General features: G+C 48.7%; 23 protein-coding genes. 12 read left to right on the top strand and 11 right to left on the bottom strand.

All coding sequences use genetic code 11. The features are described from left to right. Positions 1-15: 15 nt before the first annotated feature. The 7 genes from Q5L94_RS07570 to Q5L94_RS07540 all read right to left on the bottom strand — a co-directional run bounded on the left by Q5L94_RS07570 (position 16) and on the right by Q5L94_RS07540 (position 4,015). Positions 16-270: a BolA family protein gene (locus tag Q5L94_RS07570; protein WP_011233669.1), complete on the bottom strand. Its 255-nt coding sequence runs from the start codon at positions 268-270 to the stop codon at positions 16-18. Between the two features lie 37 nt (positions 271-307). Further along, the gene (locus Q5L94_RS07565; protein WP_317497836.1) at positions 308-619 is read right to left on the bottom strand and encodes a lipid asymmetry maintenance protein MlaB; all 312 of its coding nucleotides are present in this window, start codon (positions 617-619) and stop codon (positions 308-310) included. Continuing rightward, positions 619-1,290, bottom strand: a complete 672-nt coding sequence (locus Q5L94_RS07560) for a phospholipid-binding protein MlaC (RefSeq protein ID WP_317497835.1) — start codon at positions 1,288-1,290, stop codon at positions 619-621. Before Q5L94_RS07560 ends, Q5L94_RS07565 begins: the two co-directional genes overlap by 1 nt. A 17-nt stretch (positions 1,291-1,307) precedes the next feature. Next, positions 1,308-1,775, bottom strand: coding sequence for an outer membrane lipid asymmetry maintenance protein MlaD (mlaD, locus tag Q5L94_RS07555; protein WP_317497834.1), 468 nt, complete (start codon positions 1,773-1,775; stop codon positions 1,308-1,310). Positions 1,776-1,777: 2 nt separating this feature from the next. Further along, entirely contained in the window at positions 1,778-2,554 is a 777-nt protein-coding gene (gene mlaE / locus Q5L94_RS07550; RefSeq protein WP_317498018.1) for a lipid asymmetry maintenance ABC transporter permease subunit MlaE, read from the bottom strand. Further along, positions 2,554-3,354 carry an ATP-binding cassette domain-containing protein gene (locus tag Q5L94_RS07545; protein WP_317497833.1) on the bottom strand — a complete coding sequence of 267 codons (801 nt, stop codon included), beginning with the start codon at positions 3,352-3,354 and terminating at the stop codon, positions 2,554-2,556. Before Q5L94_RS07545 ends, mlaE begins: the two co-directional genes overlap by 1 nt. Positions 3,355-3,439: 85 nt before the next feature. Continuing rightward, a complete protein-coding gene (locus Q5L94_RS07540) occupies positions 3,440-4,015 on the bottom strand; it encodes a TetR/AcrR family transcriptional regulator (protein ID WP_317497832.1) in 576 nt (191 codons plus the stop codon). Between the two features lie 157 nt (positions 4,016-4,172). On the opposite strand from Q5L94_RS07540, the gene Q5L94_RS07535 reads away from it, so the two are divergent. Genes Q5L94_RS07535 through mgtE form a run of 11 tightly spaced genes read left to right on the top strand, consistent with a single transcriptional unit; the run spans position 4,173 to position 12,247 of the window. Next, positions 4,173-5,150 (top strand): KpsF/GutQ family sugar-phosphate isomerase, encoded by a 978-nt coding sequence (locus tag Q5L94_RS07535; RefSeq protein WP_317497831.1) that lies wholly within the window; start codon positions 4,173-4,175, stop codon positions 5,148-5,150. Further along, entirely contained in the window at positions 5,150-5,704 is a 555-nt protein-coding gene (gene kdsC, locus Q5L94_RS07530) for a 3-deoxy-manno-octulosonate-8-phosphatase KdsC (RefSeq protein ID WP_317497830.1), read from the top strand. Before Q5L94_RS07535 ends, kdsC begins: the two co-directional genes overlap by 1 nt. After that, on the top strand, positions 5,701-6,264 hold the full coding sequence (gene lptC, locus Q5L94_RS07525; protein ID WP_317497829.1) for an LPS export ABC transporter periplasmic protein LptC: 564 nt from the start codon (positions 5,701-5,703) through the stop codon (positions 6,262-6,264). Before kdsC ends, lptC begins: the two co-directional genes overlap by 4 nt. Further along, positions 6,233-6,775, top strand: a complete 543-nt coding sequence (lptA, locus tag Q5L94_RS07520) for a lipopolysaccharide transport periplasmic protein LptA (protein WP_317497828.1) — start codon at positions 6,233-6,235, stop codon at positions 6,773-6,775. The genes lptC and lptA overlap by 32 nt, the downstream gene beginning before the upstream one ends. A gap of 1 nt (position 6,776) precedes the next feature. Next, positions 6,777-7,502, top strand: a complete 726-nt coding sequence (gene lptB / locus Q5L94_RS07515; protein ID WP_317497827.1) for an LPS export ABC transporter ATP-binding protein — start codon at positions 6,777-6,779, stop codon at positions 7,500-7,502. Positions 7,503-7,523: 21 nt separating this feature from the next. After that, the gene (locus Q5L94_RS07510) at positions 7,524-8,984 is read left to right on the top strand and encodes an RNA polymerase factor sigma-54 (RefSeq protein WP_317497826.1); all 1,461 of its coding nucleotides are present in this window, start codon (positions 7,524-7,526) and stop codon (positions 8,982-8,984) included. A gap of 27 nt (positions 8,985-9,011) precedes the next feature. Then, a complete protein-coding gene (hpf, locus tag Q5L94_RS07505) occupies positions 9,012-9,299 on the top strand; it encodes a ribosome hibernation promoting factor (RefSeq protein ID WP_317497825.1) in 288 nt (95 codons plus the stop codon). Between the two features lie 3 nt (positions 9,300-9,302). Further along, positions 9,303-9,773 (top strand): PTS IIA-like nitrogen regulatory protein PtsN, encoded by a 471-nt coding sequence (gene ptsN / locus Q5L94_RS07500; RefSeq protein WP_317497824.1) that lies wholly within the window; start codon positions 9,303-9,305, stop codon positions 9,771-9,773. Further along, positions 9,764-10,615: an RNase adapter RapZ gene (rapZ, locus tag Q5L94_RS07495; RefSeq protein WP_317497823.1), complete on the top strand. Its 852-nt coding sequence runs from the start codon at positions 9,764-9,766 to the stop codon at positions 10,613-10,615. Before ptsN ends, rapZ begins: the two co-directional genes overlap by 10 nt. Next, complete coding sequence (locus tag Q5L94_RS07490) at positions 10,608-10,883, top strand: HPr family phosphocarrier protein (protein ID WP_317497822.1); 276 nt, start codon at positions 10,608-10,610, stop codon at positions 10,881-10,883. The genes rapZ and Q5L94_RS07490 overlap by 8 nt, the downstream gene beginning before the upstream one ends. Positions 10,884-10,885: 2 nt before the next feature. Further along, positions 10,886-12,247, top strand: coding sequence for a magnesium transporter (gene mgtE / locus Q5L94_RS07485; protein ID WP_317497821.1), 1,362 nt, complete (start codon positions 10,886-10,888; stop codon positions 12,245-12,247). Between the two features lie 12 nt (positions 12,248-12,259). On the opposite strand, the gene pmbA is transcribed toward mgtE, so the two are convergent. Then, positions 12,260-13,606, bottom strand: coding sequence for a metalloprotease PmbA (pmbA, locus tag Q5L94_RS07480; RefSeq protein ID WP_317497820.1), 1,347 nt, complete (start codon positions 13,604-13,606; stop codon positions 12,260-12,262). 54 nt (positions 13,607-13,660) lie between these two features. On the opposite strand from pmbA, the gene yjgA reads away from it, so the two are divergent. After that, entirely contained in the window at positions 13,661-14,176 is a 516-nt protein-coding gene (gene yjgA / locus Q5L94_RS07475; RefSeq protein ID WP_317497819.1) for a ribosome biogenesis factor YjgA, read from the top strand. A 15-nt stretch (positions 14,177-14,191) separates the two neighbouring features. On the opposite strand, the gene tldD is transcribed toward yjgA, so the two are convergent. Genes tldD through Q5L94_RS07460 form a run of 3 tightly spaced genes read right to left on the bottom strand, consistent with a single transcriptional unit; the run spans position 14,192 to position 20,227 of the window. Continuing rightward, on the bottom strand, positions 14,192-15,613 hold the full coding sequence (gene tldD, locus Q5L94_RS07470) for a metalloprotease TldD (protein ID WP_317497818.1): 1,422 nt from the start codon (positions 15,611-15,613) through the stop codon (positions 14,192-14,194). Beyond that, complete coding sequence (locus tag Q5L94_RS07465) at positions 15,610-16,407, bottom strand: carbon-nitrogen hydrolase family protein (protein ID WP_317497817.1); 798 nt, start codon at positions 16,405-16,407, stop codon at positions 15,610-15,612. The genes tldD and Q5L94_RS07465 overlap by 4 nt, the downstream gene beginning before the upstream one ends. Beyond that, positions 16,379-20,227 (bottom strand): YhdP family protein, encoded by a 3,849-nt coding sequence (locus Q5L94_RS07460; protein WP_317497816.1) that lies wholly within the window; start codon positions 20,225-20,227, stop codon positions 16,379-16,381. Before Q5L94_RS07460 ends, Q5L94_RS07465 begins: the two co-directional genes overlap by 29 nt. Between the last annotated feature and the right edge of the window lie 12 nt (positions 20,228-20,239).

The following is a 20,239-nucleotide window of genomic DNA, read 5'->3' as shown; positions in this document are numbered from 1 at the left end:
AACTAACCAACAACCTTATGGCATCATTAATTTTTTATCACGCGCCCAGTCTTCCGGCGTGTAAGCTTTTATCGATACGGCATGGATTGAACCGTCGGCAATCAACGGGTTTAGAGGACCATACACGGCTTGCTGACGCTTTACCCGACTCATATCTTTAAAGTCTTCGCTGACAGCAATAATTTCTACATTCGCGCCTTCAGCTTTAACCAGAAGCTCTTCCAGAGAAAGCGCATCGTTCAGCAAAGTTTTCAGTTCTTCAGTATTCATTGTTATCTGCCGTTGGCTTAAAAGTTAATAAGACCGCCTAGCTTAACGAAAGCAGTGACTCAACGCCACTAACACGGGCAATTTGTTTTAGCTGCTCAGATGCCCCTATACAGGTTAGCGGCCCTTTGCCATCGCCAGTTAACTTGAGAATTTCAAGTAAAAAGGCAACACCGGCTGTGTCAATAACCTCAACATCGGTCAAATCAACCTTAGTTTCGCTTCCCACCGGCCAGCTTTTGCGTTGTGTCCACAGTCTGGCGACACTATGACGAGTCAATGAACCGCTGAAAACCAGCGCGTTATCATCGCTAACTTTCACTGATGCTAACTCTGTCTGCTGAGTACTCATTAGAGACCCTCTGCCGGGTTTTCAACTTCTTCATCTGCCTTAATAGGCTCAGCCGCTTTCTTTTCAATCAGCTCGATAGTTTTATCAATGCCATTGGCACGAATAACCGAAGATATTTCACTTTGCTTACTGTTCAGCAGGCTGACACCTTCAACAACCAGGTCGTAGGCTTTCCAGATTTCTTCATCGGAGTCGTAACGTATACGAAAATCGAGACGAATTTCAGGACGCCCTTCTTCTTTAACTCGAGTGCGCACTACCGCTGAACGCGCATCATCCGCGAGATCTGCGCTCGGTTCGAAAGAAACCTTGTGCTTGTCCTCATCATACTGAGTAAAGGCACGCGCATAGGTTGCCACTAAATAGTCATAAAAAGCACGGTAAAAACGCTGGCGCTGTTCTTTTGTTGTGTCTCGTAAATAACGGCCTAATACTTTCTTCGACGCATACATGTTATCGACGTAAGGCATCATCTCGTCTTCAACGATTTCCTTTAAATAATTAGGGTTTTCGTCAATTTTTTCTCTGTCAGATGCAATGCGATCAAAGGTTTTTTCCGCAACTTCTTTTAACAATTCTTGCGGATCATCGTTACGAATTAAATCGGCTGACGCTGATGCGACCAATACTAAGGTTGCAAAAATAGCCATTATCCATTGTTTTACTGCCATGGGACTCTCCTTACCACTTAATCATTGCCCTGACTGAACAGGAACTGGCCTATCAGGTTCTCTAAAACCAATGCTGACTTAGTATCAGTAATGGTATCGCCGTCTTCTAGCGTGCCTACGCTGTCGTCAATAAAGCCAGGTTCAAGCCCAAGGTATTGCTCGCCCAGGAGTCCCGACGTCAGCACCGACAATGTGCTGGCTTCAGAAAACTTGTCGTAATCTTTGCTAATACTCATTGCCACACGTGGCTCGTAATAGTCGCCCGACAATGAAATATCAGTAACACGACCCACAACGACACCACCCACCTTCACCGGCGAGCGGACTTTCAGGCTACCAATATTGTCGAACTTAGCGTACAGGGTGTAACTGTCGCCCGATGTCGTCATAGTGCCGCTGGCTGCTCTTAATGCGATAAAGAACAGAGCCAAAATACCGACGACAACGAAAACGCCTACCCATAACTGTGTTTTTCTTGATTCCATGGTTATCCACCAAACATGATAGCTGTAAGAATAAAATCGAGTCCTAGAATTGCTAACGACGCAGTCACCACTGTCGACGTTGTCGCAGTGCTGATTCCCGCCGAAGTTGGTACTGCACGATAGCCCTTATACAAAGCTATCCAGGTAACAACGAAAGCAAATACAATAGACTTAATAACGCCGTTCAGGAGATCGTCCCGCCAGTCAACGGCTGATTGCATGACCGACCAGAAAGCGCCCTCATCAACACCCAGCCAGCCAGAGCCGACCAAATAACCGCCGTAAATACCAACGGCTGAGAACATCAGCGCCAGCAGTGGCATACTAACCACACCAGCCCAGAACCTTGGGGCAATGACACGACGTAGAGGGTCAACTGCCATCATCTCCAGGCTGGACAGTTGCTCAGTGGCTTTCATAAGGCCAATTTCCGCAGTTAATGCAGAACCCGCCCGCCCGGCAAATAGAAGCCCCGTAACGACGGGCCCTAACTCACGCAATAACGACAGCGCAACCATAGGCCCCAGACTTTGCTCGGCGCCATAATCGACGAGAATGGTGTAGCCCTGTAAACCCAACACCATCCCAATGAATAAGCCACTGACAATAACAATAAGCATCGACAGTACGCCGACGACATACATTTGTTTTATAAAGAGCGGCCAGGACTTAGCAGGTTGCGGCTTACCAATAATGGCGCCCATGAGCATAGCTAAGGCATATCCAATGCCCGCCAGGCTATCCAGTACCTGGCGGCCGATAGACCGTATAAACTGGATCATCCCTCGCCCCTTAATAAGTCCGTTGTAAAATCGTCATCTGAGTAATGGAACGCGACAGGCCCGTCGGGCGCTCCGTTCAAAAACTGCTTAATAATTGCCGTGTCATTATTACGGAGTTCATCCGGAGTTCCCTTGCCAACCACTTTTTTGTCAGCAATGACATAAGCGTAATCCGCAATCGACAACACTTCCTTTACGTCGTGCGATACGACAATAGAGGTTAAACCCAGAGATTCATTCAAAGATTTAATAAGCTTTACAATGACCGCCATAGAAATGGGATCCTGGCCGGCAAAAGGCTCATCGTACAAGATTAGGTCGGGGTCCAGAGCTATAGCCCTTGCCAGAGCGGCTCTACGAGCCATACCACCTGACAGTTCTGACGGCATAAGGTGGCGTGCGCCACGCAGGCCCACCGCCTCAAGCTTCATTAAAACCACACTTCGAATAATTTCTTCGGGTAAATCGGTATGCTCGCGCAGTGGAAAGGCGACATTCTCGTAAACCGACATATCAGTGAACAGCGCACCACTTTGAAACAGCATGCTCATGCGCTTGCGTAACTGATACAAGGCCTCGCGTTTTAACTGCGGGACTTCCTCTCCGGCCACTTTGATACTGCCGCTTTCAGGCTTGAGCTGGCCACCGATAAGGCGCAGCAGTGTTGTTTTGCCAATGCCACTAGGCCCCATGACAGCAACCATTTTGCCTTTCGGAACATCTAACGACAGGCCGTCATAGACTCTATGACTTCCATGAGCAAAAGTCAGATCTTTAAGTTCTACCAAGTTTGTCACGACAGTTTCCTGTTACGAGTTTACCAGTCTTAAATTTTAACGACTGTCGGTATTATCCAATACCGAAAAAGTGTTGCAAATTTTATCAGCGAATTGATTCTATTTCTGTCAATTCGTCGACAAGCTTCAGTAAATATTGTGCAAACTCTTCTCGCTCATGCACGCAGGCGTCACACAAGTTGAGTTGTTCAAATAAACGCGCACCATGAACCGCATAAAACAGCGTTTTGCCCACTTTGCTTCCGGCAATACGTTCCAGCCGCTGCAGCGTCAATGCTATATGTTCTTTTAAAGGACCTAACAGCTCAGGGTTAGTCGCAGCGGCCGCCAACATGCCACTGCCTAACCGGGCGCATTCAGCGTCCGTATCAAGCGCTGCCAGTAAAATACTTTTTAATTCGCCTTTTGGGTCATTAGCAAACTGGTGATGATATTGCTCACGAAGTGCCTCGTAGCGTTCAACGCGGCGTTTTAACATAGCCTGCAGCAAACAGTCTTTGCTCTTGAAATGATAAAGCAAACCACCTTTACTGATGCCGGTCGTCTGGCTCAAGGCGTCAAACGTCAGATGCCCTGCCCCCTCTGCAGCAACCAACTGATCAGCGGCATCCAGAATGACATCTCTGTTGCTGGGTCGCCCTGCGCCTTTTTTCTCTACCATGGTGTATTCACTATTGTCTGCACTTACTTTATCAACCGTCTGGTTGGTATAGTAATTATTTTTGTAATAAAATACAAGATTTACTTGCGTACGGTAGGCAGAGTTGTACCGAATGACGTATTATACAGGGCAAAAGTGCAACGCCAGAGGCATGACAATGAAACAAGTCACCCAGAACTTTCGGCTACTGGGCGAGCAAGTACTGGATATCGAAAAAAAGGCGATTGAAGGTCTGTATCAATATTTGGATGAGAATTTCGATGCCGCCTGCCAAACCCTGTTCAACTGCAAAGGCCGCGTTATTGTCACCGGCATGGGGAAATCCGGCCATATTGGTGGAAAAATAGCAGCCACACTTGCCTCTACTGGCACACCAGCATTTTTCGTACATCCGGGCGAAGCCAGCCATGGAGACTTAGGCATGGTTGCGGCTCAAGATGTGGTCATTGCGATATCGAACAGTGGCGAAACAGCCGAAGTGCTGAACATTATTCCGGTCATTAAGCGTCTGGGCGTCCCCTTAATTTCAATGACGGGCAAACCGGGCTCCACTCTTGCCCGGCTGGCTGACACTCATGTCTGCATAGCGGTTGAACAGGAAGCCTGCCCGCTGGGATTGGCGCCTACAGCTTCTACCACAGCAACGCTGGTTATGGGCGATGCGATGGCGGTTGCCCTGCTCAACGCCCGCGGTTTTACTGCCGACGACTTTGCATTGTCGCATCCCGGCGGCTCGCTGGGTAAACGCCTGCTATTAAGGTTGCATGATGTGATGCACACTGGCGAGCGTGTTCCGACTATACCGGCCGACGCTATTATTAGTGATGCCTTACTGGAAATATCGCGTAAAGGGCTGGGCATGACCGCGATAGTTGATGAAAACCAGCGCCTTGCCGGCATTTTTACAGACGGTGACTTACGTCGCATTCTGGATAACCGAATCGATGTTCATAAGACTCCGATAGCAGAAGTTATGACCCGCTCCTGTATTACTGCGAACGAGGATATGCTGGCCGCTGAGGCATTAAAACTCATGCAGGACCGAAAAATAAATGGGCTCATTATTACTAACGAAGATGGGCAGCCTTGTGGCGCAATGAACATGCATGATTTACTGCAGGCAGGAGTGCTCTAATGGAATGTATTAACACCTGGTATGGCGACATTGAAAAAAGCCTGTTTAAACGCTTTTCCGAGATAAAGCTGCTAGTGCTGGACGTGGACGGAGTGTTCTCCGACGGCCGCATTTATTTAGGTAACGATGGTGAGGAACTGAAAGCGTTTCACACCCGGGATGGCTTTGGCATGAAAGCACTGAAAAAATCAGGAGTCGAAACAGCGGTCATTACCGGGCGGACCTCACGCATTGTTGAACATCGCATGGAGCACTTAGATGTTGGCTTTATTTATCAGGGACAGAACGATAAAACAGCCGCTTTCGATGAGCTACTGACAAAGTTAGGCCTTAGCGCAGCGCAAGTGGCTTATGTTGGCGACGACACTCCCGATTTAGCTTTAATTAAAGCTGCGGGTCTGGGTATTGCAGTCCAGGACGCTCACGCATCGGTGCAACAGCAGGCCGATTATATTTCACGTTGTCATGGCGGACATGGTGCCGTGCGCGAAATCTGTGATTTAATCATGCTCAGTCAAGGACAACTGCACCTGGCGGCAGGAGCCAGTGTGTGAGTCAACGCGTTACTGTCATTCTCATTTTATTATTCGGTGCCGGACTATTGCTTGTCTGGCGCCCTTTTAGCGATGACGCTGACGGTAGCAACGCGGCTACAACACGTGCGATGCAGCCCGACTTTACCGCTTTTGGTCTGGAAACGCGTATTTTCGAAAGTGACGGTTTACTGGCTCACAAGATCAAATCTGAGAAGATGTCTCACTATAACCAAATTGGTCTGACCGAACTTAAACACCCGGTTTACACGGTATTTTCTGAGCAAGGCGAAGAGCTTTGGGAGGTCAGTGCCGAGCAAGGGACTTTCTACGACGACCAAACCCTGATTTTGGAGCACGATGTTGAAATCCTTGCTTTAGAGCCGGATACTCGCATCAAACAAGTGTTAACCGAGTACCTGATTATTGATTTGAAAAGTGAGTCAATGAGCACTGAACATCCGGTAAGCATTCACGGACCCCGACTATTAATTCGGGGTAACGGCATGACTGCGGACCTGAAAGCTGAACGAATGGAGCTAAAAAGACATGTTAAAACGATTTTCCAGCCTGCTGAGTAAACTCATCCTGGTTGCCTTAATACCGTCAGCGGTTATGGCTCAGGGTAAGTCTGACTTTAGTCAGCCAATGGAAGTAGAGTCGAGTAAAGAAGAGCTTGATATTAAAAATAATCGTCTGGTTTTGACGGATAACGTTATTATTCGCCAGGGCAGCCTATTAATTCGCGCAGACAGATTAGAAGCGTCCGCCAGCGAGAGCGCCAAACAAGCAGATATTTTTATTGCAGAAGGTACTCCTGCGACTTACAGCCAGACGCTGGAAGATGGTAATGAAATTAACGCAGAAGCGAAAAAAATAACCTACTTTCAGTCGGAACAACGACTGGAGCTGAAAGGCGACGCACGCATATCTCAAGGCAGCAGTAGCTCCAGCGGCAGTTTAATTACCTATGATTTGGATAAGCAAACGGTAACGGCAAGCAGCTCAGGCGAAGAAGACAGCCGTGTTATCACTATTTTCACGCCAAAACCAAAAACTGACACCGACGAAAAAAATAACGAGAACCCTTAATATGGCAACTTTACGAGTCAAACATTTAGCCAAAAGCTACAAAAGCCGACAAGTCGTCAAAGACGTCAGTCTGGAAGTCAGTCAAGGACAGATTATTGGTTTGCTGGGCCCCAACGGCGCAGGCAAAACCACAACCTTCTATATGATTGTCGGTTTGGTTAATAGCGATAAAGGCCAAATTTTACTGGACGACAATGACCTTACCTTGCTGCCAATGCATGAGCGGGCACGCAGAGGTATTGGCTATTTGCCGCAGGAGGCTTCCATTTTTCGGAAGTTAACCGTGCGCGATAATCTGATGGCTATTCTGGAAACTCGTAAAGAACTATCAACCAACGAACGTGAAGAGCAACTTGATGCTTTGCTCGAAGAGTTTCATATTGGGCACATAGCAAACAGTCAGGGCATGAGCCTGTCAGGTGGTGAACGCCGTCGGGTCGAAATTGCCCGTGCCCTGGCAGCGGAACCTACGTTTATTTTGCTGGATGAGCCTTTTGCCGGGGTGGATCCCATTTCGGTTATTGATATTAAAAAGATTGTTGAACATTTGAAACAACGTGGTATTGGTGTACTGATTACTGACCACAATGTTCGCGAAACATTGTCTGTTTGTGAACACGCTTATATTGTCAGTCATGGCGAGCTTATTGCCAGCGGCGATGCAGAAAGTATATTATCGAATCAACAGGTTAGAGACGTTTACCTCGGTGAGCAGTTCACCCTATAACGTGATACCGGGACAGTCATTATGAAGCAAAGTCTGCAGCTAAAAATTGGTCAGCAGCTGACCATGACGCCACAACTCCAACAGGCTATCCGCCTGCTGCAGCTTTCCTCGCTCGATCTTCAGTCAGAAATTCAGGATGCGTTAGACAGTAATCCATTGCTGGAGGTTGAAGGTGAAACTAGTAACGACGCCGACCAGTCTGAAACCCGCAACATTGAGGAAAGGGACGACAGTCAGCGGGAAACATCCGACGTTATAAAAACTCAGGAGATGCCTGACGAACTGCCGGTCGACAGCAGTTGGGACGACACCTACTCCAGTCATACCCCTGCCAACGGCGCAGCCTCTTCGGGGAAATCCTTTGACGGCGATTTTGAAGTCTACCAGGGCTCTACCAGCGAATCTCTGCAGGATCACCTACTCTGGCAGATGCAACTTTCTCATTTCTCAGAAGAAGACACCGCCATAGCGGAAGCCATTATCGAGGCCATAGACGACAACGGCTACCTAATGGTCGATGTTGATGAAATTATTGAAGCCGTGCGTCTGCCCGAAGTAGAAGCAGAAGAAGTTTGCATGGTGCTAAAGCGTATTCAGCATTTTGATCCAATTGGTGTCGGCGCTCGCAGTGTCAGTGAGTGCCTTGCCATTCAATTGCGGCAACTGAGCGACGACACTGAATACAAGCAGGTTGCTTTATGCTTAGTGACTGAACATATGGACTTACTCGGCAGTCGCGATTTTCGCACTATTCAGCGTAAACTGAAGTTATCGGAAGACGATTTACGCCAGACTATGCGATTAATTCAACAATTGCATCCGCATCCGGGCGAGCAAGTTGCACAGCAACCTGTTGAATATGTTATTCCTGACGTGGCCGTTACTAAAAAAAATGGTCGCTGGATGGTCGAATTAAACCCCGACAGCGTACCTAAATTAAAAGTGAACGAAGAATACGCCGCCTTAAGTAAAGCGGCAAAGTCAGTAGCCGACAGCCAGTACATAAAGAACCATACGCAAGAAGCTCGCTGGTTCATAAAAAGCCTGGAGAGCAGGAATGATACGCTGCTGAAGGTGGCTAATTGCATAGTACAGCGCCAGCAAGGCTTTTTTGAGCATGGTGAAGAGGCTATGAAGCCTATGGTACTGAACGATGTTGCTGAAACTGTCGATATGCATGAAAGTACGATTTCACGCGTAACGACACAAAAATACTTACACTGCCCAAGTGGTGTATTTGAGTTGAAATATTTTTTCTCAAGCCATGTCAGTACAGAGGGCGGTGGTGAGTGTTCAAGCACGGCAATACGTGCTTTAATTAAGAAGATGGTCGCTGCTGAAAATCGCAGTAAACCATTAAGCGACAGTAAGATTGCTGAACTGATAGCCGAACAGGGTATCCAAGTAGCAAGAAGGACAATTGCGAAGTATCGGGAATCGTTGAACATTCCATCATCGAGCCAACGCAAAAGTCTTTTATAACTTTGTTAACTGCAGAAGGAAGACGTTATGCAAATTAATTTGACCGGTCATCACATCGATATTACCGAAGCTCTGCGTGACTACGTGGACACAAAATTTGCCAAGCTGGAAAGACATTTTGACCATATAACGAATGTTCACGTCATCCTAAACGTTGAAAAAACGATTCAAAAAGCGGAAGCTACGCTGCACGTGAATGGCGGTGAGCTTTTCGCCGATTCAAAGCACGAAGATATGTACGCGGCCATCGACGGTTTAATTAATAAACTGGACCGTCAGGTGATTAAACACAAAGAGAAAATGAAACAACATTAATCCATGCAACTGAGTGAATTGTTAAGCGCCGACTGCACCAAGTGTGCAGTCGAGGGCGCAAGTAAAAAAAGACTACTTGAAACCATTAGTCAAATCGTAGCCCCTAAGCTGTCTGGCATTACCCGTCATGACATTTTTGAGAGCCTCTTAAACCGTGAACGTTTAGGCAGTACGGGAATTGGCTTAGGTATCGCAATTCCTCATGGCCGTTTACCTAATGCAAATCATCCGGTGGCGGTATTATTGACCCTAGACGAACCTATCGAGTTCGATTCTATTGACAACCAGCCTGTCGATATTATCTTCGCGCTTCTGGTGCCGGAGTCAGAGCACGAGAACCATTTACAAACATTGGCCACTGTGGCCAGAAGAATGAATGACAAAGACTGCACCCGCGCACTGCGCCATGCAGATTCTGACAAAGCGTTATATCAATTATTTGTGGGCGAAGGTGAACAGTCGCCATGCAACTGATCATTGTTAGTGGTCGTTCCGGATCAGGTAAGACAATTGCTCTGCGCGTACTGGAAGACTTAGGCTTTTATTGCGTTGATAATTTACCCATAAGCCTGTTGCCAACGCTGGTGCATGCAGTCATCGAGCAATATCAAAAAATAGCCATCAGCATTGATGTCCGCAATTTACCAGAGCATTCTGAAGAATCACTGGATTCTCTGAGCTTTTTGCCCAAAGGCGTTGAACCGGAAATTCTGTTTATTGACTCTGACGACAATACCTTACTAAAGCGTTTTGGCGAGACTCGTCGCCTGCATCCGTTATCGCAAAAAGAACTGCCTCTGCTTGAAGCGCTTCAGGCCGAACATAAAATGCTTGAACCCATTATGGAGAGAGCAACCTGGCGCCTCGACAGCAGCGATTTATCTCTGCACCAATTAAGTGAACAGGTCACTGAGCGGGTGCTGGGACGAGCGGATAAAAAGCTGATTATAGTGTTTCAGTCTTTTGGTTTTAAGTACGGTTTGCCCAAAGACGCTGACTTTGTCTTTGATGCGCGTATTTTACCCAATCCGCACTGGCAACCTGAGCTTAAGCTGCTTACCGGCCTGGATACCGACGTGCAGATTTTCTTTCGCCAAGAGCCCTTGGTGACTAAGTTTATTTATCAGCTGGAAAACTTTCTAGATACCTGGCTGCCGCACTTTCAGCGCAGCAACCGCAGCTACCTGACCATAGCTACCGGCTGTACCGGCGGTCAACACCGCTCAGTTTATATTTCTCAGCAGCTAGCCGAGCGCTTTGAACAAAAAACTGTCAAGGTTCAGGTCAGACACCGGGAACTAAAAATCCATGGATAAAATTTGCAGAAAGTTAATTATTCGCAATAAACTAGGCTTGCACGCACGCGCGGCAACAAAATTAGCGCAATTAACGCAGGAATTCGAGTCGGACATTACGGTTACTCAAGGTGAGCAATGCGTTAACGCTGCCAGCGTTATGTGCCTGATGCTACTGGCCAGTCAACAGGGAAAAACTGTTGAAGTCTGTGCCGAAGGGAAAGACGCACAAGCGGCACTGGATGCCGTTAGCGCTTTGTTTGAAGATCGCTTCGAGGAAGACGAATAAGCATGATTGCTGAGCTTTCCGACAAAGAATATGCCATGCAGCGCATTCAGGAGGTTAACTCCGCGCTGTCTGATGGTATGTTCGTTGCTGCCCGCCGTATGCTGCATAATATGCCGGCATGCGATGTGGCATTGCTGTTGGAATCCTCGCCGCCCAAAAGTCGTTCCATTGTCTGGAAACTGGTTGACGTAGATGAACACGGCGAAATTCTTGAGGAACTGAACGAAGAGGTTCAGAAAGACATTATCCGTCAAATGGCACCGGAGAACCTTGCTGCTGCCACCGAAGGCATGGACACCGATGACCTTGCCTACGTCTTGCGTGGCTTACCAGAGCCAGTCTATCAGCAAGTTCTGAAGTCCATGGACGAAAGCGACCGGGAACGTGCGGAAACCGCGCTTTCATACGCCGAAGACAGCGCCGGTGGTATCATGAATACCGATACCATTACCTTGCGCTCGGACGTCACTATCGATGTCGTGCTGCGTTATTTGCGTCTTAAAGGTGAACTCCCCGAAGCCACCGATAAACTCTACGTTGTGGATCGTCATGAAAAGCTCATTGGCGAAATTACCTTAACCCAGTTGTTAACTATTGACCCTAGCCATCGCATTGACGAAATTATGTCGGCGGATATAACCACCATCCCAGTGACTATGGATGAAACCGAGGTTGCGAAATTGTTCGAACGTCATGACTGGGTATCTGCGCCGGTCGTCGACAATGAACAGCAGTTGGTTGGTCGTATAACCATCGATGACGTGGTCGATATTATCCGCGAAGACGCCCAACATTCCATGTTGAGTATGGCCGGTCTGGAAGATGACGAAGATACCTTCGCTCCGGTATTAAAAAGTACTCGCCGCCGTACCGTATGGTTGGCGGTAAACCTGGTTACTGCCTTACTTGCCGCTATGGTCAGTTCATTATTTGAAGACATACTGGCACAAATGGCTGTACTGGCTATTTTAAATACCATTGTACCCAGTATGGGCGGCATAGCCGGTAGTCAGACCCTGACACTGGTCATACGAGGTATGGCGCTGGGCCACATCGGCTCAAGTAATTCGCGATGGCTTATTGGTAAAGAGTTGGCCATTGGCTTTCTGAACGGGGCTATCTGGTCAGTGTTAATCGCTGCAGTCGTTGCGCTGTGGATGCAGAGCTGGTTAGTCGGCGGCATTATTGCCTTTGCGATGATGATGAACCTGGTCGCAGCTGCCCTTGCCGGCGCTACCGTGCCCCTTATTTTGAAACGGTTTAACATCGATCCAGCACTGGCAGGCGGAGTTATTCTGACGACCGTTACTGACGTCGTGGGTATTTTCGCCTTCCTTGGCTCAGCAACTTTGTTACTGTCTTAATTCCCTGTCTTTTTAATTGCCGGCAATACTCATTTGCTCTAATAACACCGAGCCGGTATGCAGTGCGTGGCGTTCATCGGTGTCATTACCTATGGCAACAATGTTCGCCAGCATGTCTTTCAAGTTACCGGCAATGGTCACTTCTTCTACCGGGTACTGAATTTCACCGTTCTCCACCCAGAAGCCGGCCGCTCCGCGCGAATAGTCACCATTAACCATGTTCACGCCCTGCCCCATCAATTCGGTTACCAGCAAGCCTGTTCCCATTTGTTTGCATAACTGCGCTAACGAGTTGTCCTGCTGTGTCACCCGCCAGTTGTGGATACCACCTGCGTGGCCGGTAGGCTGCATATCCAGTTTACGTGCAGCATAGCTGGTTAACAGGTAAGTCTGCAGCACCCCGTCGCTAATAATATCGCGATCTTTCGTAGCCAAACCTTCAGCATCGAACGGTGAGCTCGCCAGGCCACCGACAATATGCGGTTTCTCCTGAATGCTCAGCCATTCTGGCAGCACCGGCTTGCCTAAATGATCGAGCAGAAAGCTGGACTTACGATACAAATTGCCACCGCTTATCGCACTGACCATATGACCAAACAAACTCCCTGCCACGTCAGCCCGAAAAATAACCGGCACTTTAGCGGTTGGGACTTTGCGCGCTCCTAACCGCGACAGGGTTTCTGCGGCGGCTTCTTCAGCAACGCTCTCGGCAGATTTCAATTCGTGCATTTTTCGAGCAACTGAATAGCTCATATCACGCTGCATTTTGTCGCCCTCTTTGGCTATCAAAACGCAACTGAGGTTATGCCGGGACTGTAAGTAACCGCCAATAAAACCGTGGCTATTACCATAAACGCGAAACCCCGTATGGCTGCCGTAATGCGCGCCGTCAGAGTTAACAATGCGTTCATCCAGATTCAGCGCATGTTTCTCGCAAGCCAATGCCTGCTTTATGGCATACTCTGCGCTCTGGTCACCCGGATGACACAAGTCTAGATCGGGTACATTGGTCGCCATTAATTCTGCCGGAGCCAACCCATTGTATGGGTCCGGAGAGGTAAAACGGGCGATATCACAGGCCTTGTCGACTGCTGCGTTAATAGCCTGTTCCGACAAGTCTGTAGTTGATGCCGAGCCTTTTTGGTTGCCACGGTAAACACTGATACCCAGCGCCCCGTCCTGATTAAACTCTACGGTTTCGACTTCGCCCAGGCGGGTTCCCACCGAAATACCGGAACTGTGACTGATTGAGCATTCAGCAGAACTGACGCCTTTTGCTTCAGCCAGTCGCAGTGCTTCTTTAACAGCACTCTCCACCTGCTTCATTTGAACCTGTAAGTCACTCAGTTGTACTATCAAAAAACTCTCCTCACTGCTAAACTGACGGCTTTGTAGCGCTAATGAATCGAACTTATGCCGAAACGCCCAGCCGAAAACCCTGAACAATCTGACGACTTCGTCAGCAAGTCCCAAAAAAAACGCGACATGGCAGAACGCCAGGAGCTAGGGACTCAACTTGTCAATTTGACCGACAGCCAGTTAGCAAAAATGCCACTGGACGATGAGCTGCGCGATGCCGTTTTACTTGCCCGTAAAATTCGTAACAAGCACGAAGGCTACCGACGCCAGCTTCAATTTATTGGCAAGCTCATGCGCTTACGTGATATAGCGCCTATTGAGCAAGCCTTAAATAATTTAAAAAATGCGCATCAGCAGCAAACATCCATTTTTCACGAGATTGAAACAACTCGCGATAAACTGCTGCATGAAGGCGACGATGCTCTACAAGAATTCATTGAAGAGCACCCAGATGCTGACCGTCAAAAATTGCGTCAGCTTATTCGTCTTGCCGAAAAACAGCGGGCCGAACAAAAACCACCGGTTGCTGCCCGCCAGCTGTTTGTTTATTTACGTGAACTGCTCGGTTAATACTGGGCAACTCACTTATTCGGTACCGCCAACTGTCATTGAATCCAGTTTCAGCGTCGGTTGCCCAACACCTACGGGTAAACTCTGCCCGTCTTTACCACAAACACCGACACCTTCGTCCAGCGACAGGTCGTTACCCACCATAGACACCTGAGCCATAGCTTCTGGTCCGTTCCCAATAAGCGTTGCACCTTTTATCGGTGTGGTAATTTTACCGTCTTCAATTAAATAGGCTTCAGATGCCGAAAACACAAACTGTCCGGAAGTGATATCGACCTGACCACCGGCAAACTGCGGCGCGTAGATGCCCTTTTTCACACTACCAATAATCTCTTCCGGGCTGCTTTCTCCGGCTAACATATAGGTATTGGTCATTCGCGGCATAGGTAAGTGAGCGAAGCTTTCACGGCGGCCATTTCCGGTCGTTGCCTGACCCATTAAACGCGCATTCATTTTGTCCTGCATGTAGCCACGCAATATGCCGTTTTCTATTAATACGTTGTAACCACTGGGTGTGCCTTCGTCATCGATACTCATCGAACCACGACGATCACTCAGGGTGCCGTCATCAACAATAGTACAAAGCGGTGAAGCCACTTGTTCGCCAATTTTACCGGAATAAGCAGACGAGCCTTTACGGTTAAAGTCGCCTTCCAGACCGTGTCCGACCGCCTCGTGCAGCAGCACCCCCGGCCAGCCAGAGCCCAGTACCACAGGCATATTACCTGCTGGTGCAGGTTTCGCTTCTAAATTCACTAAGCCCTGACGTACGGCTTCTTCCGCAAAACGCTGCCAGCGGGCATTGCCGGACGCTTCATCAAGGAAAAATTCATATCCTACACGCGCCCCACCACCGGCACTGCCGCGTTCGCGGCGACCGTTTTGCTCGGTAATAACAGAACAGTTCAGACGAATTAAGGGGCGCTTATCGGTGGCCAAAGTGCCGTCTGTCGCAGCCACTAAAACTTCGTCGTAACTGCCACTCAGACTCACCACCACCTGGCTTACACGTGAGTCCTGTGCCCGCGCATGCGCATCGACTTTTTGCAGCAACTCAATTTTTTCGTCTTCAGATAAAGTATCCAGCGGATTCAGCGCTTCATAGCGCGACTTAGCCTGCACCGACTTCAGGGCTTCAACCTTTTTACTTTGGCCCTGACGCGCTATACCGCGGGCCGCTTCACTGGTGCGCTGCAACGCATTCAACGTAATTTCATCGGCATAAGCAAAGCCGGTTTTCTCGCCCTGAACAGCGCGCACACCCATACCCGTTTCAATATGAAACGCGCCGTCTTTAATGATGCCATCTTCCAGCACCCACGACTCGTTGACACTGTGTTGTAAATAGATATCGGCAAAATCAATATCACCGCTGTACAGCGTGGATAAGGCCTTGCTTATGTCGTCTTGTGACAATTCGTAGTCAGTTAGTGTCATGTCTTTTGTACTACCTCAAATTGATTTTGTTGCGCCACCGGCATTTGTTTTCGTATGGGTTCAATATCCGCTACATCAACGCTGACAGAAACAACACCTTCATCCAGTTCCTGTTCTGCCAGTATTTCACCCCAGGGGCTGACAATAATTGAATGGCCGAACGTTTCACGACCATTTGCATGCTCCCCCACCTGACCCGGTGCCACGATAAAAACCTGTTGCTCAATGGCACGGGCGCGAACCAATGCATGCCAGTGAGCTTTTCCGGTAACCTGAGTAAATGCAGAGGGTAAAGCAATGATTTGAGAGCCAGCCTGACGCAATGCGCTGAATAACTCTGGAAAGCGCAGATCATAACATACTGCCATGCCAACCACACCAAAGTCCGTTGCTGTCGTTACCACGTTACTGCCCGGCTGCGTCCACTTAGACTCACGGTACTCTTTGGTATTATCCGCCACATCAACATCAAACAAATGAATTTTGTCATAACGATTGAGAATGCCGCCATCGGGGCCGAAAAGAATGGAGGCCGCAGAGAATCGTTCACCGGCGTCTATTGGCAGCGTACCGCCCACCAGATAAACCTCATGCTTTTTCGCTAAGGCGGCCAGCTGTTTCTGCACCTCACCATCCTTGTAGGTTTCAGCCATCGCTAACTGAGCGCGGTCACCGGCACCGAAGCAGCTAAAGGCTTCAGGCAGCACCACCAGTTGCGGGCGTGTGGCAGGGAGTTGTTCCAGCAGTTTAGCAACAATGGCTAAATTATCTTGCGGGTCCGGACGACTGCTCATTTGCAGCGCCGTCAGTTGAACTTGTGTCATCGTCTGCCTCTGAATCGGTTGAGTTCTCTTCCAATTCTGGCAAATCAACCGGGCGGCTGTCACGTTCTATTTCTTCAACCACCGGTTCCTCAATAGTACCGGTGACCTGATAACGCAGACGCGAAATCACTTTTGCATCGTGCAGTACTTTGTCGATGAACAGCGCAGCCAGCCCGCTGGGAGGGTTCACCATCCAGGCAAGAATAATTGGCAGGCTGGAGGTAACCTTCGGCGCATAAGTCAAATTATAATTCAGCTCGCCAGTTTTCATATCGGTCCAGCCGCGAATATCCATATCGCCAGCTGACCCTAGTAATCTTGCGTCGTTAGTATGAGCAACACCTTCGTCAATCTGGACACTACCGGTTAAGTCAGTAAAAAACATTCCCTGTGAAAAAATATCACGAAAATCTAAAGTCAGCTTTCGGAGGATACTGTCCAGGCTCAGCAGTGAAAAAATGCGCGCGCCGCCGTCACTCACTTCAGCGAGGTAGCCTTTTTCTAAATCCCAGGCGACTTCGCCATTTAACGAATTCCAGTCTGGTTGATACAAATGATCACGCCAGTTTAAATTAAAGTCGATAGCCGCAGCACTGTCTCTGACCGCCGTTTCCAGACCATAGTCACGTAATAAATCACCAAGGTCTCCAGCCTCCAAACGTCCGGAAAGCGCACTTAACGCTTGTTCGTCTGTGTAGCGCCAGTAACCCGTTAAAGCCAGCTCATCACCGCCTTTTTTAAGAGCCATTTTTTCTATACTGAAGCCATCTTCAAGCGGAGCAAGCACTAACTCAACTTCGCCTAATTCATGCTCGTCAATGCGACAACTGCGGCAGAAAAAGTTAAGCTTCGGAACTTTTTCAAGCCAGCTCCAGTCGGTCTTCCCGGTATTTTCCGGAAGCTCGACGTCGCTGCTTAACGCCAGGTAATCGGCTCTGACCGTTATTCCCTGCTGTACAAAGCTTTCCGGAATGGTCGCGCTTAGCACGGCGTTCTCAGCATCTACCCGCGCCTGCCAGACGGAGTCTTCCGGCCATACCTGAATGTCCGCCTGATCAAACTTCTGTCGTCCCCACTGTAGCTGAGGCGTTTCGATACGAATTGAATCGGGCAGCCACCCTTCGCCACGACCACCTTCAGCATCAACGTTTGAGTCCCCGGACAGTGCGTAAAGTACTGAGTACCATTGGCCTATATCGGCGTGTGGGAGCTGTGCGTTTATCGCGAACCCATTGGCCAGTTCGTTCGCAGAGTTGACCTCTCCAATATTCAGCCGTGCCTGTTGCCAGCCTCCGCTGCCTGGCTGCCAGCGGCTATCCCAGTTAAGACGCTGATCGATATTTGCCTGTAAACGCAGCTCATCTCCAGTACCATTAAGCTGAACAGCCAATTGCCAGTTATCACCAAAATCTTTTTGCAACGGCGCTGGCAGCGAGGTCTCAAGACCAGTCAAGTCAAACTGCGACTCCAGCACGACGCCGACATCGTCGTCGTTGAACGTTAACTCTAGATTAGCTTCGCCATTTACCGCACCGTAAAAAAACGGTTTCCACTGCGAATAAGGCAATTGCTTAAATAAAGGCTCGCTCTGCCAGTCCAGAGTTGTATTCACATTCAGTGAATAATCCTCGCCGTTAAGCCGTCCCGATACGTCGGTTGGTATCGGCATACCGTACCAGTTCAGACGCAGCCCTTCGGTACGTATCTTGCTGTTGTCAATTTTCAGATGGCCTTCAGAAACCGTAAAATCTTGTTGTATCGCCTCGATATTGAGAGACACCCCGGCTAACGGCGCCTCGACAACAACATCAACATCTCGCGAGTCGTTTAGCGGTATATCCAACTGCAAAGAACCAGAAACCTTTCCGCTCGGGTTAATTTGCATGAGCGTTTCGGTTACGCTGTCCAGCGGCGACTGCTCAAACACTGGTAACAACGACTCACCCTTTGCACTAACACCACCCTGAATCTGCAACCCCTGAGAAACATCGGTTAAATCCTTAATCTGCGCATCAACCCAGGTTACCTGCACATCTTCTATATGCCCTGAATCTGTCGACATGAACAAGCTTCTGTTATAAAAATCGAGCTTTACCGGAGCATCGGCTAACGGCGGCCAGTCTGGCTGAAACCGGTAGGTTAAATTATCGAACTCTACCCGCGCATTGAAGACACCTCGGTTATCCTCACCCGGAAACTGCGTGACAGGTCCGCGCCACAGTAACTCCATACCACGAGTCTGACCGGAAACTAAGGCTGTGGAAAGGTAGTCTTTTACTCCCTGCCCCATAATTGATGGCAGTAGCTTACGGGCCGTATCGACAGAAAAGCCCTGGGCGGTAGAAAGAAATAAATCAATTTGTGGTGTTGTTTCGCTGTCGCCGGACAAACCGCCACTACCGGTAAGATTAAAGTCGTCTCGCTGGAGTTGTAGCTGTTCTAAATTCACCCGCCAGTTGTCCGCTTGTAGCAACCAGGACCCCGATAAATTAAGCGTATCAATATCCCACGCTTGCTTGCTGGAAAGACTATTACCGGTAAAGAGAACATTGTCGCCTTCTACTTGCCATGCACCATGATTCGACAAGCTACTGATATTGACATCCAGACCATTAAAGCCCGGCCAGCGCGCATTCCCGTCCGCCGATAAGTTTTGGCTTTTTACTGACCATTGCTGGCCGGAGACAGGGTGCAGGCGATAGCGCAAGCTCGCTTTACCCTGTAAGCCCAGACTTCTTACCGACTCAGCTTTTTTATTAAACGGCAGCAGAGGCAGTAATGCGGCAATCTCATCAATCGCGATATCATTCACACTGATATCATGGGTCTCATCGAGTTGCTGCCAGGCAATACGCGGTAACTCCAGTTGACCTACTGAGGTATTCACCGTCATTGGTAAACTGTTGAGCAACCAGCCGTTTTCTTCCGGCCTCAGCACAATTTCACCTTCAGGTAACTGCAACCAGTTGAGTTCTTCTGAATGACTGTCTAACCAGGTAACGCGGTTGTCTCTTAACTTGACTAAACCTTCAAATAACTGGCCATTCCGAACATCAAGCCAACCGGTAAAGTTTACGTTTGAAGCTTGTACGTCAATCTCGCCCAGTTGCTCCTCAAGCCAGGGACTGATATCGACGTTCTGCGAATTGACATAAAACTGACCGTTAAATTCCGCCCAACGGTCGCCGCGCAAGTCGATAATGAAATCGAGACTGTTGGTCGCAAAATCCTCCATCCGGAATTGGCCAATCCCCTGGTGCTTTTTGCCTTCATTGCTCCACGACAGTCGGTCAATATCAATTTCTCGCGTTACGCCACGCAAGTTTGTCAGTAACAACTCACTATTATTCAGAGAAAACTTCTCTAATTGCTGAAGGAATAAGCGGTTTACGTAATCTAAATCTAATTTTTCAGCTTCGCTAGCTACCGAGAATTTGCGTATATCTACCGCTATGCGGGCGTCATTAAGAATAAACTGCTGCGCTATGAGCTGTTGATCCCTTAAGGTTTTCCAGAAGTCGAGCACTACATGAACCTTCCCAATGCGCACCTGCACAGGCGACTGCTCACGTTCCATCAAAACTAAATTATCCAGCACAATCGAAGGGCCTTCCCGGGTCCAGGCCATCGATAATTCGCTAATGCTCACGGGTTGCTGAAAACGGGCTTCCAGCTGTTGCTCAAGTGGCTCAGTCAAATCGGGCAGGTATGGCAGACTGTAACGCAATAAACTCAGGCCGACAGCAACCAGCACCAGCACAATAGCCAGCGTTAGCCAGAGTTTGTTCAAAATCCACGACAG

The sequence above is a fragment of the Idiomarina sp. Sol25 genome, from assembly GCF_033052775.1.
In the GTDB taxonomy this organism is placed as follows: Bacteria; Pseudomonadota; Gammaproteobacteria; order Enterobacterales; family Alteromonadaceae; genus Idiomarina.
The sequence above is the reverse complement of the archived record's forward strand: the minus strand, read 5'-3'. Positions and strand labels throughout refer to the sequence as shown.